This window comes from Burkholderia oklahomensis C6786 (genome assembly GCF_000959365.1).
GTDB lineage: Bacteria > Pseudomonadota > Gammaproteobacteria > Burkholderiales > Burkholderiaceae > Burkholderia > Burkholderia oklahomensis.
Map to the genome: position 1 here is coordinate 1,757,657 of NZ_CP009556.1, position 17,501 is coordinate 1,775,157.

The window sequence follows — 17,501 nt, forward strand, 5'->3', positions numbered from 1 at the left end:
GGACATCGTGCGGTTCCCGGCTGAATCCGGTCGTCATGTCGCAGCGGGGGCGCGCGCCTACCGACGCTTGCGCCGCAGCCGCGCGAGCGCCTGCCACGCGCAGCCGGCCGTCGTGCCCGCGATGCCGAGCTCCACGACGCACACGCCGAACCAGAAGCCGGGCGGCATCTCGCCGGAGTCGGGCGGGTACGGCGGCGCGAGCAGCGCGCACGCGGTGCCCGCGACGATCAGCGCGGCGCACGCGAGCCAATACCCTCGCCCGCGCGCGTGCCTGAACGCGGCGTACAGCGCCCAGCCGAGGCCGAACAGATACAGCGCCGCCAGCGTGCCGAGTCCGATCCAGTCGGCGAAAGGCGTCGCGCCGGCGGCGGCGAGCGTGGCGGGGGCGGTCATCGAATCGGCACCTCTTCGTGTCGGAAAAGTCGGAAACGGCCGGCTATCTTAACGAATCGCGCCGAACGCGCACAGGTTGCGCACGTCGTCCCTGTCCGAAGCGGGGCTGCGCCAGCGCAATTCGCACGGACTGTCTAGAATCGACGTTTTCCGACCCACGAGGTACAGCACGATGAAATCGGAGTTCGAAGCACCCGCATCCTCGGCATCCGCCGCAACGGACGATGCCGCGCTCGCCGAGCGGCTCGATCGCGTGCTCGCGACGGCGCTGGCCGAGCGGCGCGTCGTCGGCGCGGTCGCGCTCGTCGCGCGGCACGGCGAAGTCGTCTACCGGCGCGCGCACGGCTTCGCGGAGCGTGAAACGCGGCGGCCGATGCGCGAGGAAACGCTGTTCCGCCTGTCGTCGATCACGAAGCCGATCGTGACCGCCGCGGTGCTGCGCCTCGTCGCCGACGGCCGGATCGCGCTCGACGCGCCGATCACGCGCTGGCTGCCCGCGTTCGCGCCGAAGCTGCCCGACGGCCGCGCACCCGCGCTCACCGTGCATCGATTGCTGACGCACACGGCGGGACTGAGCTACTGGCTGCTCGAAGAGCCGGGCTCGATCTATCACACGCTCGGCATCTCGGACGGGATCGATCTCGTCGACTTCGATCTCGCGGAGAACCTGCGGCGCATCGCGGCCGCGCCGCTCGCGTTCGAGCCCGGCAGCGCGTGGCGCTATTCGCTCTCGCTCGACGTGCTCGGCGCGGCGATCGAGCGCGTGACGGGGCTCGCGCTGCCCGACGCGGTCGCGCAGCTCGTCACGTCGCCGCTCGGGATGCGCGATACGGGCTTCGTCGCGTCCGATCCCGCCCGCTTCGCGGCGGCGTATGCGAACGCCGCGCCGGAGCCCGCGCGGATCACCGACAACCTCGACGTGCCGCTGCCCGAGGGGCACGGCGTCGCGGTGCGCTTCGCGCCGTCGCGCGTGTTCGACGCGTCGGCGTTTCCGTCGGGCGGCGCGGGCATGTACGGCAGCGCCGACGACGTGCTGCGCCTGCTCGAGACGATTCGCACGGGCGGCGACGGATTCCTGCCGGCGGCGCTCGTCGCGGCGATGCGCACCGATCACACCGGGCCCGCCGCCGAGACGTGCGGGCCCGGCTGGGGCTTCGGCTACGGCGGCGCGGTGCTGTCCGATCCGGCGCTTGCGCAGTCGCCGCAAAGCGCGGGCACGATGCAATGGGGCGGCGTCTACGGGCATTCGTGGTTCGTCGACGCGGCGCGCGGCCTGACCGTGCTGCTGATGACGAACACCGCGTATGAAGGGATGTCGGGGCCGTTGACGGTCGAGGTCCGCGACGCGGTTTATCGCGCGTGACAGGCGGGCCGGTGCGGCGTTTGCGCGGCGCGAGGAAGACGTCGCGCGGCGTCGCGCCGGGCGTCGCGTGACGGTGCGGCGACGGACGCGCGCCGAGCGGGGATCCGGCGGGGCGCGATCGCACGCGTCGTGCGCGGGCCTGCCCTGCGCACCGACACGCAAGACGCCCAAGACGCCCAAGACGCCCAAGACGCCCAAGACGCCCAAGACGCCCAAGACGCCCAAGACGCGCGACATCGCCGATCGCTTCTTTCTCGCGGCCGAGCCGATGCGCGCGCGCGTGCGGCCGGCGCGCGGCATCGACGCCGATCGGGCCGAGCGAAAGGCGCTTCGTCCCGCGACAATTTCAGCCGCCGAGAATGCCGGCGATGACGTCGCCATCCCGTGACGTGCGCGCCCCGCGCGCGACGCGGCCACCGGCTACTGCGCCTGCCCGTCCGGCCCCGCATGCTCGGGCGCGCGGTTCAGCAGATGCGTGCGCGTATCCGCCGCGAGCGACACGTAGCGCTCGTACTGCCGCAGCACGTCGGCGATGATCTCGTCGCCGCGCAGATACTCGATGTCGTAGCCGAGCCGCCCGTCGGCGAAGAACGTCAGCACTTCGTACACGTGCTCGCGCTGCGCCTCGGGCTCGGCCGCCTCGCGAATCCGGAACGCGGGCGCGGACTTGCGCGACACCCGCGCGCCGTACACGAAGTCGCGCTGCGCGGGCGCGGGCACCGTGAGGCGCACCGCATCGTCGTCGTCGCGCGCGACGTGCGCGTCGACGCCGCTCGCCTTCAATTCGTCCGCGACCTTGCGCAGCGCGGGCTCGACCGTCTCCGCGACGAACTGCCGGGCTTCGGCGTCGGTCGTCTGCCGCAGGATCTGCGACAGGCGGTGGCGCCAGTGCTGGCCGGTCCAGAAGTTCGTCGCGGGCGCCATGTCCTGCGAGTAGTGCGCGTGGTCGGCCTTCAGGCCGCGCCAGAGCCCGTAGCAGAGCGCGAGCATCACGAGCGCGACGGGCAGCGCGGCGACGAGCGTCAGCGCCTGTAGCGCCTTCAGCCCGCCCGCGACGAGCAGCACCGACGCCGTCACGCCGAGCACGGCCGCCCAGAAGAGCCGCTGCCAGACGGGCGAATGCGCGGCGCCGCGCGTCGCGATCGCGTCGATCACGAACGCGCCCGAATCGGCCGACGTCACGAAGAACACCGCGATCAGCACGATCGCCGCGAGCGACAGCAACTGCGTGAGCGGCAGGTAATCGAAGAAGCGGAACAGCAGCGCGTCGACGTTGGTCGCGGTCTGCGCGAGCGCGCCCGCGGCCGCGTGCGTGTCGATCCAGATCGCGCTGTTGCCGAACGCGGTCATCCAGACGAGATTGAACGCGGTCGGCACGAGCAGCACGCCGATCACGAACTCGCGGATCGTGCGGCCGCGCGAGATGCGCGCGATGAACATCCCGACGAACGGCGACCACGACACCCACCACGCCCAGTAGAGCAGCGTCCAGCCGCCGAACCAGCCTTTTTCGTTTGGCGTTTCGTACGCGTACGTGCGAAACGACAGCGACACGAGCTTCGACAGATACTCGCCGATGTTGTCGCCCATCGCGCGCAGCAGGAACGACGTCGGTCCCGCGATGACGACGAACGCGAGCAGCGCGAACGCGAGCATCAGGTTCAGCTCGGACAGCCGGCGCACGCCCTTGTCGAGCCCGCTCGCGGCCGACAGCCCGGCCAGCGCGACGACGACCGCGACGAGGCCGACGCGGAACGTGTCGCTGTCGGTGTTCCAGCCGGCGACCGTATGCAGGCCCGCGCTCAGCTGCAGCACGCCGTAGCCGAGCGTCACCGCGATCCCGGCGACCGTGCCGACGAGCGCGAACGCGTCGACCGTGTGGCCGATCCAGCCGTTCACGCCTTCGCGCAGCACCGGATAGAGGCCCGAGCGCAGCGTGAGCGGCAGGTTGTAGCGAAAGCCGAAGTACGCGAGCACGAGCCCCATCACGCCGTAGGTCGCCCACGCGTGCAGCCCCCAGTGGAAGAACGACATCAGCATCGCCTCCTGAGCGGCGGCGGGCGTGCCGCCTGCGGCCGTCGGCGGCGACAGGTAGTGCTGGATCGGCTCGCCGACGCCGAAGTACATGAGGCCGATGCCCATGCCGGCCGCGAACAGCATCGCGGTCCACGACACGAAGCTGAATTCGGGCTCGGCGTCGTCGGGCCCGAGCTTGATGTTGCCGAAGCGGCTTGCCGCGATCAGCACGAGGAAGATCAGGAAGGTCGTGATCGCGAGCACGTAGAACCAGTCGAAACGCTCGATGATCCATTGCTGGCCGGCGCCGAAGAGCGCGCCCGCTTCGTTCGGCCGCAGCGCGCAGACGGCGAGGAGCGCGCCGATCACGGCGAGTGACGGCACGACGACTTGCGGCTTGAGCGTCGTGCGCGGCGTAGGTCGGGATGAGGGCATAGGCGGATTTCCGGAAAAAGCGGCGTCGCGAGGGCGTGCGCGTCAGCCGAGGCCGGTGTCGGGACGGCGCGGACGGTCCGGCTGCGGTTGCGGCTGCGGCAACGCGTGCGAAGCGCAGGGTGAAAAAACGGGGCGGCGAGGATGCAGGCTGAAACTGACGGATTGTAAGCTATTCGGCGAAGTTGCCCGAAAAAGCGGAGGACGGATTGCCGCGGGCGCACCGTATGGCGCGGGTTTCCGGCGATCGCACGGAGGCAGTGCAAACCCGGATGAAAATTTATTTTTTCCATCTCGCCAATTGTGTAAATTTACTTTCATCGACATCCGCCGCACCGTATCCGCCGCACCGTATCCGCCGCACCGTATCCGCCGCATGCCCAGCTCCAGTTCGACCGCCACGCCGCTCGACGCCGAACCGTCGATCTCCGCTCGCCTCGCCGCCGCGCTGCCGTCGCTCACGCCGATTCATCGGCGGATGGGCGAGTACGTGCTGGCGAATCCGTTTCGTGCGGCGACGATGCGGATCGACGAGCTCGCGAACGCGGTCGATGCGTCGATCGCGACCGCGAACCGCTTCGCGCGCGCACTCGGCTTCGACGGCTATCCGGCGCTGCGCGCGGCGCTCGTGCGCGGCTTCGAGGCGACACTCGCGCCCGTCGAGCGGTTGCGGTCCGCGCAGGAGCGCGAAGCGGGCGCGCGCGGCGGAGAACTGATCGACGCGAGCTTCGAGCAGGCGGTCGCGAACCTCGAGCGCACGCGAGCGCGGCTCGACCGCGCGAACGTCGAGGCGGCCGTCGACTCGCTGCTCGCCGCGCGCCGGATCTTCATCGTCGGGATGGGCGCAAGCGCGTTTCTCGCCGGATTGATGGAGCACGGGCTGTCCGTGTATCGCGACAACGTGCAGTCGCTCGCGCTGCTCGGCGGCCCGACCGACGCCGCGCGGCGCCTGTTCAGCGCGCGCGGCGACGATCTCGTCGTCGCGATCGCATTTCCGCGCTACGTGTACGACACGATCGAGCTTGCGCGCCGCGCGGCCGAGCGGGGCGCGCCGGTGCTCGCGATCACCGACGGGCCGGAGTCGCCGGTCGCGTCGTTCGCGACGCGCGCGCTCTACGTGAATGCCGAGCGGCGGCTCGCGGCGACATCCGAGGCCGCGGTGCTCGCGCTCGTCGAAGCGCTGATCGACGCGGTCGCGCATCGTTCGCAGCGCTCGGCGCGCGCCGCCGCCGAAGTGACCGAATTCATGCTGCCGTGGCTCGAGGCGCGGGGCGCGACTGCCGCGCCGCTTCGCCCGCCGCGCCGTTCCAGGAAAACCGACTGATGACTTCACCCGCAATCGTTGCAATTCACGGCGGCGCAGGCACGATCCTGCGCAACGCGATGACGGCCGACGCCGAAGCGCGGTACCGCGCCGAGCTGAACGCGATCCTCTCCGCCGCGCAGGCCGTGCTCGCCGACGGCGGCAGCGCGCTCGACGCGGTCAGCGTCGCGGTGCGGATGCTCGAGGACTGCCCGCTCTTCAACGCGGGGCGCGGCGCCGTCTACACGGCCGACGGCACGCACGAGCTCGACGCCGCGATCATGGACGGCGCGACGCTGAAGGCGGGCGCGATCTGCTGCGCGACGCGCGTGCGCAACCCGGTGCTCGCCGCGCGGCGCGTGCTCGAAGCGAGCGAGCACGTGATGTTCGCGGGCGCGGGCGCCGATGCGTTCGCGGCCGCGCAGGGGCTCGAACTCGCCGAGCCGGGCTACTTCGACACCGAGTTCCGCCGCGCGCAGTGGCTGAAGGCGCGACAGTCGTCGGGCGTGCTGCTCGATCACGACGCGGCGACGCTCGCGTTCGGCAACGGCAACGGCGGCGGCAGCGGCAATGGCGCTGCGTTCGCGCCGGAGCCGCTCGATCCGGACCGCAAGCACGGCACGGTCGGCGCGGTCGCGCGCGATCTGCACGGCCATCTCGCCGCGGCGACGTCGACGGGCGGAATCACGAACAAGCAGCCGGGGCGCGTCGGCGACACGCCGATCATCGGCGCGGGCTGCTATGCGAACGACGCGACGTGCGCGGTGTCGTCGACGGGCACGGGCGAGATGTTCATCCGGCTCGCGACCGCGTACGACGTGTCCGCGCAGATCGAATACCGCGGCGCGACGCTCGCGTCGGCCGCGTACGACGTCGTGATGAACAAGCTGCCGCGGATCGCCGGCCGCGGCGGGATCATCGCGATCGATGCGCGCGGCAATCTCGCGATGCCGTTCAACACCGAAGGGATGTATCGCGGCTACGCGCGCGTCGGCGAGACGCCCGTGACCGCGATCTACCGCGAAGAGGCGGCGTGACGGCGCGGCCGTCCGACCGCAGCAACAGGAGATCCAGATGAGCGCGAGCCGATCCGCCCCGAGCCTGCCCGAGCAGCGCGTGCTCGAAGTCGACGGGCTGTCCGTCACGTTCCGCCGCGAAGGCGCCGCGTTCGAAGCGGTGCGCGGGCTGTCGTTCCACGTCGATCGCGGCGAGACGCTCGCGATCGTCGGCGAATCGGGCTCCGGCAAGTCGGTGACGTCGCTCGCGCTGATGCGCCTCGTCGAGCACGGCGGCGGCGCGATCGCGGGCGGCGAGATCGTGCTGCGCCGGCGCAACGGCGCGGCGCTCGATCTCGTGCGCGCGTCGCCGTCGACGCTGCGCACGGTGCGCGGCGCGGACGTCGCGATGATCTTCCAGGAGCCGATGACGTCGCTCAATCCGGTCTTCACGGTCGGCGACCAGATCAGCGAGGCGATCGCGCTGCATCAGAACAAGCGCGCGAGCGAAGCGCGCGCGGAGGCGCTGCGTCTTCTCGACCTCGTGCGGATTCCGGAGGCGCGCCGCGTGTTCGCGCGCCATCCGCATCAGTTGTCGGGCGGGATGCGGCAGCGCGTGATGATCGCGATGGCACTGTCGTGCCGGCCCGCGCTGCTGATCGCCGACGAGCCGACGACCGCGCTCGACGTGACGATCCAGGCGCAGATCCTCCAGTTGATTCGGGGGCTGCAGAACGAAATGGACATGGGCGTGATCTTCATCACGCACGACATGGGCGTCGTCGCGGAAGTCGCCGATCGCGTGCTCGTCATGTATCGCGGCGAGAAGGTCGAGGAAGGCGCGTCCGATGCGATCTTCGCCGCGCCGTCGCATCCGTATACGAAGGCGCTGCTCGCGGCGGTGCCGCGGCTCGGGTCGATGCAGGGCACCGACGTGCCGGCGAAGTTTCCGCTGCTGCGCTTCGATCCGGTGGCGGGCGACGCGGTGCTGGTCGCGAGCGGCGACGCCGCGCCTGTGACGCGCACGACGCCCGCGACGCCCGCGACACCCGCGACATCCACGACGACGCTTGCCCCGTTCGCCCCGCCGGCGTCGGAGGCGCCCGCCGCGCCGCCTTCCGCGCAACCGGCGGTCGATCCTTCGTCCGCGCCGCTCCTGCGCGTGCGCGATCTCGTCACGCGCTTCCCCGTCAAGAGCGGCGCGTTCAGCCGCGTGTCGCAATACGTGCATGCGGTCGAGCGCGTGAGCTTCGACCTGCGCGCCGGCGAGACGCTCGCGCTCGTCGGCGAGTCGGGCTGCGGCAAGTCGACGACGGGCCGCTCGCTGCTGCGCCTCGTCGACAGCCTGAGCGGCTCGATCGAATTCGAAGGCCGCGAGATCCGCGCACTGAAGGGCCGCGCGCTGCAGGCGCTGCGCCGGAACATCCAGTTCATCTTCCAGGATCCGTTCGCGTCGCTGAACCCGCGCTTGACGGTCGGTTTCTCGATCATGGAGCCGCTTCTCGTGCACGGCGTCGCGAGCGGCAAGGCGGCGCAGGCGCGCGTCGACTGGCTGCTCGAGCGCGTCGGCCTGCCCGCCGACGCCGCGCGCCGCTATCCGCACGAGTTCTCCGGCGGCCAGCGGCAGCGGATCGCGATCGCGCGCGCGCTCGCGCTGAACCCGAAGGTCGTGATCGCCGACGAGTCGGTGTCGGCGCTCGACGTGTCGGTGCAGGCGCAAATCGTCAATCTGATGCTCGACCTGCAGCGCGAGCTCGGCGTCGCGTATCTGTTCATCTCACACGACATGGCGGTCGTCGAGCGGGTCAGCCATCGCGTCGCGGTGATGTATCTCGGACAGATCGTCGAGATCGGACCGCGCCGCGCGGTGTTCGAGACGCCGCGCCATCCGTACACGAAGAAGCTGATGAGCGCGGTGCCGGTCGCCGATCCCGCGCGCCGCCACGCGCCGCGCACGCTGCCCGCCGACGAACTGCCGAGCCCGATCCGCGCGATCGGCGACGAGCCCGTCGTCGCGCCGCTCGTCGCGGTCGGGCCGGAGCACTTCGTCGCCGAGCATCGGGTCGGCGGCGCGTATTGAGGCTTGCAGACACGCAGACACACGAAGCGCCGACGGCGCGGCGCGGCGGTTGCGCAAACGCGGCAGCAACAGGCAAACGCAGCACGCAGGCAGCATCGAATCAGGAAGAGAAGAAAGAAAGACCGCAGGAAGCCCGCCGCGCAGGATTCCGGAACATCAGGATTCCGGATTCGCGGAACGCACGGCGGCAGGACCACACGAACCCAGATCCACGCACTACCGAAGCATCGCAAAGGAGCCCACACATGACTACGCCGCATTCGTTCTTGCCGTTCTCGCCGCGCGCGCTGATCGCCGCCTGCGCAGGCGTGTTCGCGATGTCGTCCGCATCGCTCGCGTTCGCCGATCAGACCGCGGTGATGGCCGTCGACTCGACGTTCACGACGCTCGATCCTTACGACTCGAACGACACGCTGTCGCAGGCGGTGTCGAAGTCGTTCTATCAGGGCTTGTTCGGTTTCGACAAGGACATGAAGCTCGTGAACGTGCTCGCGACCGGCTACGACGCGAGCCCCGACGCGAAGGTTTACACGATCAAGCTGCGCCAGGGCGTGAAGTTCCAGGACGGCACCGATTTCACCGCGGCCGCGGTGAAGGCGAACTTCGACCGCGTGACCGACCCGGCGAACAAGCTGAAGCGCTACAACCTGTTCCGCCGGATCGCGAAGACCGAGGTCGTCGATCCGTACACGGTGAAGGTCACGCTGACCGAGCCGTTCTCGGCGTTCATCAACGTGCTCGCGCACCCGTCCGCCGTGATGATCTCGCCCACCGCGCTGAAGAAGTACGGGCGCGACATCGCGCTGCATCCGGTCGGCACCGGTCCGTTCGAGTTCGTCGAATGGAAGCAGACCGACGACCTGAAGGTGAAGAAATTCGCCGGCTACTGGAAGCCGGGCTATCCGAAGATCGACGCGATCGACTGGAAGCCCGTCGTCGACAACAACACGCGCGCCGCGCTGATGAAGACGGGCGAGGCCGACTTCGCGTTCCGCATCCCGTTCGAGCAGACGGCCGACCTGAAGGCGAACCCGAAGGTCGACGTGATCGAGCGCGCGTCGATCATTCAGCGCTACGTCAGCCTGAACGTGATGCAGAAGCCGTTCGACAACCCGAAGGTCCGCCAGGCGCTCAACTACGCGGTCAACAAGGACGCGCTCGCGAAGGTCGCGTTCGCCGGCAACGCGACGCCCGCGACGGGCGTCGTTCCGCAGGGCGTCGATTACGCGATGAAGCTCGGCCCGTGGCCGTACGATCCGGCGAAGGCGCGCGCGCTCTTGAAGGAGGCGGGCTACCCGAACGGCTTCGAGACGACGCTCTGGTCCGCGTACAACAACTCGACGTCGCAGAAGGCGATCCAGTTCGTCCAGCAGCAGCTCGCGCAAGTGGGCGTGAAGGCGCAGGTGCAGGCGCTCGAGGCGGGCGAGCGGGTCGCGAAGGTCGAGAGCGCGCAGGACCCGGCGAAGGCGCCCGTGCGGATGTACTACACCGGCTGGTCCTCGTCGACGGGCGAATCCGACTGGGCGATCTCGCCGCTGCTCGCGTCGTCGTCGATTCCGCCGAAGCTCATGAACACCGCTTACTACAGGAACGACGCGGTCGACGACGATCTCGCGAAGGCGTTGCAAACCACCGATCGCGCGAAGAAGGCGGCGCTCTACGGCGATGCGCAAAAACGCATCTGGGCCGACGCGCCGTGGATTCCGCTCGTGCAGGAGAAGGTCGTCTACGCGCGCAGCAAGCGGTTGCAGGGCGCGTACGTGATGCCGGACGGCTCGTTCAATTTCGACGAGATCGCGATCAAGTGACGCGAAACGGCCCGGGCGGTTCGTATGATCCGAACGGTCCGGTCGCTTCGGGCATAGGCGGCGCGCGGTCCGGCCGCGCGCCGCATCGAGGTGCAAGCGCATGCTGAATTTTCTTGTCAAACGATTGTTCGGGCTCCTGCCGACGCTCGTGAGCGTCGCGGTGCTCGTGTTCCTGTTCGTCCACCTGCTGCCGGGCGATCCCGCGCGGCTCGCGGCCGGGCCCGAGGCCGACGACGCGACGGTCGCGCTCGTGCGCGCCGACCTCGGCCTCGACAAGCCGCTGCCGACGCAGTTCGCGAACTTCTTCGTGCGGATCGCGCATTTCGACTTCGGCACGTCGACGCGCAGCAAGCGGCCGGTGTCGACCGAGATCGGCGAGCGCTTCATGCCGACGCTGTCGCTGACCGTCGTCAGCATGGCCTGGGCGACCCTCTTCGGGATGGCGATCGGCATTGCATCGGCCGTGTGGCGCAACCGCTGGCCGGACCGCATCGGGATGACGCTCGCGGTGTCGGGCATCTCGTTTCCGGCGTTCGCGCTCGGGATGCTGCTGATGGAAGTCTTCTCGGTGAAGCTCGGCTGGCTGCCCGTCGTGCCGGACGGCTCGTGGCGGAGCTACGTGCTGCCGTCGCTGACGCTCGGCGCGGCGGTCGCCGCGGTGATGGCGCGCTTCACGCGCGCGTCGTTCGTCGAGGTGCTGCACGAGGATTTCGTGCGCACCGCGCGCGCGAAAGGCGTGCGCGAGCCGATGGTCGTGCTCAAGCACTGCCTGCGCAACGCGATGATTCCGGTCGTCACGATGATGGGGCTGCAGTTCGGCTTCCTGCTCGGCGGCTCGATCGTCGTCGAGGCGGTGTTCAACTGGCCGGGGCTCGGGCGGCTGCTCGTCGATGCGGTGACGATGCGCGACTACCCGGTGATCCAGGCGATCGTGCTGCTGTTCTCGCTCGAGTTCATCCTGATCAATCTGACCGTCGACGTGCTGTACGCGGTCATCAACCCGACGATCCGTTTCAAGTGAGGCGCGCATGAACGCGACTGTTCCCACCACACCCGCCCCCGCCGAGACCGCCGCGTCGATCGCGATCCGCACGCCGTGGAGCGAGTTCTGGCGCAAGTTCAAGAAGCAGCACGTCGCGCTCGCGGCGGGCGCGTTCGTGCTGCTGCTCGTCGTCGTCGCGATCGTCGGCCCGCATTTCGTGCCGTACGATCCGGAGAACTATTTCGACTACGACGCACTGAACGCGGGGCCGTCGGCCGCGCACTGGTTCGGCGTCGATTCGCTCGGACGCGACATCTTCAGCCGGATCGTCGCGGGCGCGCGGATCTCGCTCGCCGCGGGCTTCTTCTCGGTCGCGCTCGGCGCCGTGATCGGCACGTTCTTCGGCCTGCTCGCCGGCTACTACGAAGGCTGGTGGGACCGCGCGACGATGCGCGTCGCCGACGTGCTGTTCGCGTTTCCGGGGATCCTGCTCGCGATCGGCGTCGTCGCGATCCTCGGCAACGGGATGATCAACGTGATCTGCGCGGTCGCCGTGTTCAGCGTGCCCGCGTTCGCGCGGCTCGTGCGCGGCAACACGCTCGCGCTCAAGCAGATGACCTACGTCGAGGCCGCGCGCAGCATCGGCGCGTCCGACCGGACGATCATCATGCGGCACATCCTGCCGGGCACGGTGTCGTCGGTCGTCGTCTACTTCACGATGCGGATCGGCACGTCGATCATCACGGCGGCGAGCCTGTCGTTCCTCGGCCTCGGCGCGCAGCCGCCGACGCCCGAGTGGGGCGCGATGCTCAACGAGGCGCGCGCCGACATGGTCAACGCGCCGCACGTCGCGCTGATTCCGAGCATCGCGATCTTCCTGACCGTGCTCGCGTTCAACCTGCTCGGCGACGGGCTGCGCGACGCGCTCGATCCGAAGCTGGAGCGGCAGTGACGCGCGCATCTTCCGAACGCGCGCCGGCCTCGGCGGCGCCGCACGTCGGCGCGCTGCCCGCGGGGCCGCTCGGCAGCCTCGCCGACGTCGCGGGCGTGACGGTCGGCCACGCGACGCTCGACGCCGACGGCGTGCAGACCGGCGTGACCGTCGTGCGGCCGCACGCGGGCGACGTCTACTGCGACAAGGCGCCCGCGGCCGCCGCGGTGATCAACGGCTTCGGCAAGAGCGTCGGGCTCGTGCAGGTCGACGAACTCGGCGTGCTCGAGACGCCGCTCGCGCTGACGAACACGTTCGGCGTCGCCGCGGTCGCGCACGCGCAGATCCGTGCGGCGATCGGCGCGCATCCGCGGATCGGCCGCGAATGGCCGACCGTCAATCCGCTCGTGTTCGAGTGCAACGACGGCTATCTGAACGATCTGCACGCGTTCGCGGTGACGCCCGCGCATTACGCGCAGGCGCTCGCCGATGCGCGGCCCGCGTTCGCGCGCGGCGCGGTCGGCGCGGGGCGCGGGATGTCGTGCTTCGACCTGAAAGGCGGGATCGGCTCGGCGTCGCGCGTCGTGCGGGCGGCGGGCGATGCGTGGACGGTCGGCGCGCTCGTGCTCGCGAACTTCGGACGCCTGCCGATGCTGACGATCGCGGGCGTGCCGGTCGGCCGGATGATCGCCGAGCGGGACGCGGGCGGCAAGGGCGGCATGGGCGGCATGGGCGGCGAGGGCGGCGAGGGCGGCGAGGGCGGCGAGGGCGGCGAGGGCGCGCGACGCAGCGCGCTCGATGCCGCCGCTTCGCATCCGGACGCGCCGCCGCCCGAGCAAGGCTCGATCATCATGCTCGTCGCGACCGACGCGCCGCTGTCGTCGCGGCAGCTGAAGCGCGTCGCGCGTCGCGCGGCCGCGGGCCTCGCGCGGACGGGCTCGGTGTACGGCCACGGCAGCGGCGACATCGCGCTCGCGTGGTCGACCGCGTACACGGTGCCGCACGACGCCGAGCGCGTCGCGCTGCCGCCGCTCGTCGCCGATGCGGCGCTCGATCCGCTGTTCGCCGCCGCGGCCGACAGCGTCGAGCAGGCGATCGTCGACGCGCTGTGGCAGGCGGCGAGCGTCGCGGGCCGCGACGGCCACACGCGCCGCGCGCTGCGCGACGCGGCGCCGGAACTCGAACGATGGCTGCGCGAATCGCGCGCGGGAGACCGATGAAAGTCCTGATTTCGACCGATATCGAAGGGATTGCGGGCGTCGTGAGCGTCGAGCAGACGCGCGCGGGCAATCCCGAATACGAACGCGCGCGCCGCTGGATGACGGCGGAGGCGAACGCGGCCGTCGAAGGCGCGTTCGCGGGCGGCGCGACGCGCGTGTGGGTCAACGATTCGCACGGCGGCTTTCGCAACCTGCTGCCGGACGGCCTCGACGCCCGCGCGCGCGTCGTGCTCGGCAAGCCGCGCACGCTCGGGATGATGGCGGGCCTCGAAGGCGGGCCGAATCTCGTGTTCATGATCGGCTATCACGCGAAGGCGCAGACGCGCGGCTTGCTCGCGCACACGATCAACAGCTTTGCGTTCGCGCGCGTGCTGCTCGACGGACACGAAATCGGCGAAGCGGGCCTCTATGGCGCGCTCGCGCACGAGCATGGCGCGCATGTCGTGCTGCTGTCCGGCGACGACGTGTTCGTCGACGAGACGCGGCCGCTGTTTCCGGCGGCGCGCTTCGTGACCGTGAAGGAGGCGACGGGGTTCGCGAGCGGCGCGTCGATGACGCCCGCCGCCGCGTGCGCGGCGCTCGGCGTCGCGGCGCGGCAGGCGGTCGAGCAGGCGCGCGAGGTCGCGCACGTGGCGCGCCCGCGCGCGCCGCGCGCGGCGACCTGCGAACTCCAGACGCAGACCGTCGCGGCCGCCGACCTGTTCTGCCAATGGCCGTCGCTCGAGCGCGTCGACGCGGTCACGCTGCGGTTCTCCGCGCCGTCGATCGAGCACGTCGTGCGGACGTTGAATTGTCTGTCGGCGATGTCGTTCATGCTGCGCTGAGCGGCGCGTTCCGCGCATGCCGCGCGCCGCGCGCGGCGGCGGCGGCCGAAACGCATGCGACCCGCCGCTAGCGCCCGAGCGGCTGCGCGCTCGCTTGCTCGAATTCCGCATGGACCGACGCGTAGATGCCGAGCAGCTCATCCACGTCGAGCGCCCGCTCGCGATGCATCGACTGCGTGCGCACTTCATCGAGGCAGGCGCCGAGTTCCGCGTCCTCCGCGCGAATGCCCCGCTGTTCGAGCGCATGCGCGATCGATGCGCGGCCGGAATGCTTGCCGATCACGATCCGCCGCTCGCCGCCGACGATTTCCGGCGGAAACGGCTCGAACGCGCTGCTGTTGTGCAGCGTGCCGTTCGCGTGGATGCCGGACTCGTGCGCGAACACGTTGCCGCCGACGACCGGCTGCCACGGCGGACACGGCACGTGCGACGCCTCGCTGACGAGCCGGCTGAGCCCGATGAGCTTCGTCGTGTCGATGCCGAGATTCGCGTGATAGAGCCGCTGCAGCGCCATCACCGTCTGCGCGAGGTCGGGCATGCCCGCGCGCTCGCCGATGCCGTTGACGGTGACGTGGAAGAACGTCGCGCCGGCGAGCAGCCCGGCGATCGTGTTGGCGGTCGCGAATCCGAAATCGTTGTGCGCGTGGCATTGCACCGCGATCCCCGACGCGCGCTTCACGCGCGCGACGATGTCCCCGTACTGCTCGGGAGTCAGGATGCCGATCGTGTCCGACAGCCGGATGCGGTCCGCGCCCGCGCGCGCGACGTGCGCGGCGTACGCTTCGACGAACGCGATGTCCGAGCGGCCGACGTCCTCCGCGCTGATCGACACGAACGCGCCGCGATCCTTCGCGAGCTTCACGAGATCGGCGGAGCTGTCGAGCAGCCATCGGCGATCCTTCTTCACGCTGTCGTTCAGGTGGATCGTCGACGTCGGCAGGCCGATGTGGATCGCGTCGAACCCGAGGTCGAGCGACTGCTCGACGTCCTTGCGCACGCCGCGGTTCCAGCCGACGAGGTGCGCTTCGTGCTTGCGCTCGAGCAGCTCCCGGATGGTGAGCAGTTCCTCGCCGCCCATCGCCGGAATGCCGATTTCGAGCCATCGGACGCCCGCGTCGACGAGCGCGTCGAAGATCGCTTTCTTGCGCTGCCTCGAAAACGCGATTCCGGGCGATTGCTCGCCGTCCCGCAGCGTCGTGTCCTCCAGGATGATTTCATGCATGGCGATGCTCCATTGAGGTTGAGGGGGATGCCGAACCTTGCCGAGTGCGCCGGCGTTCGCGCGCCGGCGTTCGCGCAAGGTCCGTCTACTTCGCCAACGCGCCGGAAAAGCCGATCAACACGGTGCCCGTCGTGATGATCGAGCAGCCCAGCACCTTTCTGGCCGAAGCTGGCTCGGACAGAAAGAGACGTCCGATCAGCGCCGCGAACACGACGCTCGTTTCCCGCAACGACGACACGGGCCCCATCGCGCCTTGCTTCATCGCCCAGATGACGATGCCGTACGCGAGCGCGGCCGACATGCCGCCGAAGCCCGCCTTGAGCAGCTCCCGCTTGCTGCCGCCGAGCGTCAGGCGTTTTTCGAGCAGCCAGTAGGTCGGCAGCATCATCAGTGCGGTGAGCACGAACATCCACGCCGCGTAGCCGATGCTGTCGCCGGCCGCGCGCGCGCCGATGCCGTCCACGACGCTGTACGCGGCGATCGACGCGCCGGTGCCGAGCGCGTCGGGCAGCGTGCGCGTCCATGCGCCGTCGCCGAGCGCGCGCCGGTCGAGGCCCACGGCGAAGATGCCGCCGGAGATCAGCAGCAGGCCGAACAGCGTCGGCGCGCCGATGCGTTCGCCCGCGAACAGCGCGGCGCCCGTCGTGACGAGCACGGGCGACGTGCCGCGCGCGATCGGGTAGGCGACGCTCAATTCGCCTCGCTGATACGAGCGCACGAGCATCAGGTTGTACACGACGTGCAGCGCGGCGGACGCGACGATGTAGATCCAGCTGTCGCGCGGCGGGACCGGCCGAAACGGAACGAAGCACAGTGCGAAGAGGCCCATCGCGATGCACAGGACGGTCGACGACCAGAGCCGGCTTCCGCTGCTGCGAATCAGCGCGTTCCATGTCGCGTGCAGCAATGCGGCGAACAGGACGATCAGAATGACGGAGAAAGGCAAGGGAACTCCCGTGAGGGGTTGGCGGACCGGCCGCGCGATGCGGCGCGGCGCGATGCGATGCGATGCGATGCGGCCGGAGCGGATCGTTCAGGCGGGCTGTGCCTCGAGCCCGAGCTGCGCGCGCGCTTCGTCGGCGGACGCGAGCTCGCCGCCGAGGCGCTCGACGATCCACTTCGCCTTGTCGACCAGTTCGGCGTTGCCGGACGCGAGCTTGCCCTTGTCGATGTAGATCGTGTCCTCCATGCCGATGCGGACGTGTCCGCCGAGGATGAACGACTGCGCGAGCATCGGGAACGCGTGCCGGCCGATCGAGAACCCGGTCCATTCGACGCCGGGCGGCAGGAGCGACTTCGCGAAGACGAGCGCTTCCGGCGTCGCCGGCATGCCGTACTTGATGCCGACGATGAGGCTCGCGATCGCCGGATGCCGGAACGTGCCGTCGTCGAACAGGTCGCGCGCGAGATGCAGGTTGCCGGTGTCGAAGAGCTCCAGCTCGGGGATCGCGCCCGTCTCGTAGATCGCGCGCGCGATGGTCCGGATGCTCGCCGGCGTATTGATGACGACTTCGCCGCCGAAGAACATCGTGTCCAGATCGACGGTCGCGATGTCGGGGCGCAGCGCGCCGAGATGCGCGACGCGCCGCTGCGGCGGCAGCAGGTTCGTGCGCGGGCCGGGAACGAGCGGATCGGGTTCGCCCGGCTGAAAGCGCCCGCCCGGCCCGGTCGTGATGTTGAGGATCAGCGCCGGGTTCTTCTCGCGAATGCGCTCGACGACCTCGCGGTAATGCGCGAGGTCCATCGACGCCTTGCCCGTGTGCGGGTCGCGCACGTGCAGATGGACGACCGCCGCGCCGGCGTCGGCCGCTTCGAGCGACGATTCGGCGATCTGCCGAGGGGTGATCGGCAAATTGGGATTCTGGTCCTGGCGGGTCTGGCTGCCCGTCACGGCGCAGGTCAGGATGGTTTTTCGCTTTGTCATGTCGTGTC

Annotated in this window: 15 protein-coding genes; 10 read left to right on the forward strand and 5 right to left on the reverse strand. The window is 70.1% G+C overall.

Annotated elements, in window-relative coordinates; genetic code table 11:
- Positions 1-57: 57 nt before the first annotated feature.
- Positions 58-393 (reverse strand): hypothetical protein, encoded by a 336-nt coding sequence (locus BG90_RS25605; protein ID WP_010119124.1) that lies wholly within the window; start codon positions 391-393, stop codon positions 58-60.
- Between the two features lie 172 nt (positions 394-565).
- Between BG90_RS25605 and BG90_RS25610 the strand changes: the two genes are divergently transcribed.
- Together BG90_RS25610 and BG90_RS25615 are read left to right on the forward strand one after the other, a co-directional pair.
- Positions 566-1,756: a serine hydrolase domain-containing protein gene (locus tag BG90_RS25610; protein WP_010119120.1), complete on the forward strand. Its 1,191-nt coding sequence runs from the start codon at positions 566-568 to the stop codon at positions 1,754-1,756.
- A 67-nt stretch (positions 1,757-1,823) separates the two neighbouring features.
- Positions 1,824-2,144, forward strand: coding sequence for a hypothetical protein (locus BG90_RS25615; protein WP_045568447.1), 321 nt, complete (start codon positions 1,824-1,826; stop codon positions 2,142-2,144).
- 32 nt (positions 2,145-2,176) lie between these two features.
- On the opposite strand, the gene BG90_RS25620 is transcribed toward BG90_RS25615, so the two are convergent.
- Positions 2,177-4,207, reverse strand: a complete 2,031-nt coding sequence (locus BG90_RS25620; protein ID WP_010119117.1) for a BCCT family transporter — start codon at positions 4,205-4,207, stop codon at positions 2,177-2,179.
- A 373-nt stretch (positions 4,208-4,580) separates the two neighbouring features.
- Between BG90_RS25620 and BG90_RS25625 the strand changes: the two genes are divergently transcribed.
- The 8 genes from BG90_RS25625 to BG90_RS25660 all read left to right on the forward strand — a co-directional run bounded on the left by BG90_RS25625 (position 4,581) and on the right by BG90_RS25660 (position 14,347).
- Positions 4,581-5,528, forward strand: coding sequence for a MurR/RpiR family transcriptional regulator (locus BG90_RS25625; RefSeq protein WP_010109231.1), 948 nt, complete (start codon positions 4,581-4,583; stop codon positions 5,526-5,528).
- Positions 5,528-6,544 (forward strand): isoaspartyl peptidase/L-asparaginase family protein, encoded by a 1,017-nt coding sequence (locus tag BG90_RS25630; protein ID WP_010119114.1) that lies wholly within the window; start codon positions 5,528-5,530, stop codon positions 6,542-6,544. The genes BG90_RS25625 and BG90_RS25630 overlap by 1 nt, the downstream gene beginning before the upstream one ends.
- A gap of 37 nt (positions 6,545-6,581) precedes the next feature.
- On the forward strand, positions 6,582-8,582 hold the full coding sequence (locus BG90_RS25635; protein WP_010119112.1) for a dipeptide ABC transporter ATP-binding protein: 2,001 nt from the start codon (positions 6,582-6,584) through the stop codon (positions 8,580-8,582).
- 245 nt (positions 8,583-8,827) lie between these two features.
- Positions 8,828-10,390 (forward strand): glutathione ABC transporter substrate-binding protein GsiB, encoded by a 1,563-nt coding sequence (gene gsiB / locus BG90_RS25640; RefSeq protein ID WP_010119111.1) that lies wholly within the window; start codon positions 8,828-8,830, stop codon positions 10,388-10,390.
- Positions 10,391-10,490: 100 nt separating this feature from the next.
- The gene (gene gsiC / locus BG90_RS25645) at positions 10,491-11,411 is read left to right on the forward strand and encodes a glutathione ABC transporter permease GsiC (protein WP_010109227.1); all 921 of its coding nucleotides are present in this window, start codon (positions 10,491-10,493) and stop codon (positions 11,409-11,411) included.
- A 7-nt stretch (positions 11,412-11,418) separates the two neighbouring features.
- Positions 11,419-12,324 carry a glutathione ABC transporter permease GsiD gene (gsiD, locus tag BG90_RS25650; protein ID WP_010119108.1) on the forward strand — a complete coding sequence of 302 codons (906 nt, stop codon included), beginning with the start codon at positions 11,419-11,421 and terminating at the stop codon, positions 12,322-12,324.
- A complete protein-coding gene (locus tag BG90_RS25655) occupies positions 12,321-13,523 on the forward strand; it encodes a DmpA family aminopeptidase (protein ID WP_045568448.1) in 1,203 nt (400 codons plus the stop codon). Before gsiD ends, BG90_RS25655 begins: the two co-directional genes overlap by 4 nt.
- The gene (locus BG90_RS25660) at positions 13,520-14,347 is read left to right on the forward strand and encodes a M55 family metallopeptidase (RefSeq protein WP_041282154.1); all 828 of its coding nucleotides are present in this window, start codon (positions 13,520-13,522) and stop codon (positions 14,345-14,347) included. Before BG90_RS25655 ends, BG90_RS25660 begins: the two co-directional genes overlap by 4 nt.
- Positions 14,348-14,414: 67 nt before the next feature.
- Here the strand turns inward: BG90_RS25660 and BG90_RS25665 are convergent, their stop codons facing one another.
- The 3 genes from BG90_RS25665 to BG90_RS25675 form a co-directional block, all read right to left on the reverse strand.
- A complete protein-coding gene (locus BG90_RS25665) occupies positions 14,415-15,569 on the reverse strand; it encodes a homocitrate synthase/isopropylmalate synthase family protein (protein ID WP_010109222.1) in 1,155 nt (384 codons plus the stop codon).
- Positions 15,570-15,654: 85 nt separating this feature from the next.
- On the reverse strand, positions 15,655-16,515 hold the full coding sequence (locus BG90_RS25670) for a DMT family transporter (protein ID WP_010109221.1): 861 nt from the start codon (positions 16,513-16,515) through the stop codon (positions 15,655-15,657).
- A gap of 87 nt (positions 16,516-16,602) precedes the next feature.
- Positions 16,603-17,493: a beta-keto acid cleavage family enzyme gene (locus BG90_RS25675; RefSeq protein ID WP_025990251.1), complete on the reverse strand. Its 891-nt coding sequence runs from the start codon at positions 17,491-17,493 to the stop codon at positions 16,603-16,605.
- Between the last annotated feature and the right edge of the window lie 8 nt (positions 17,494-17,501).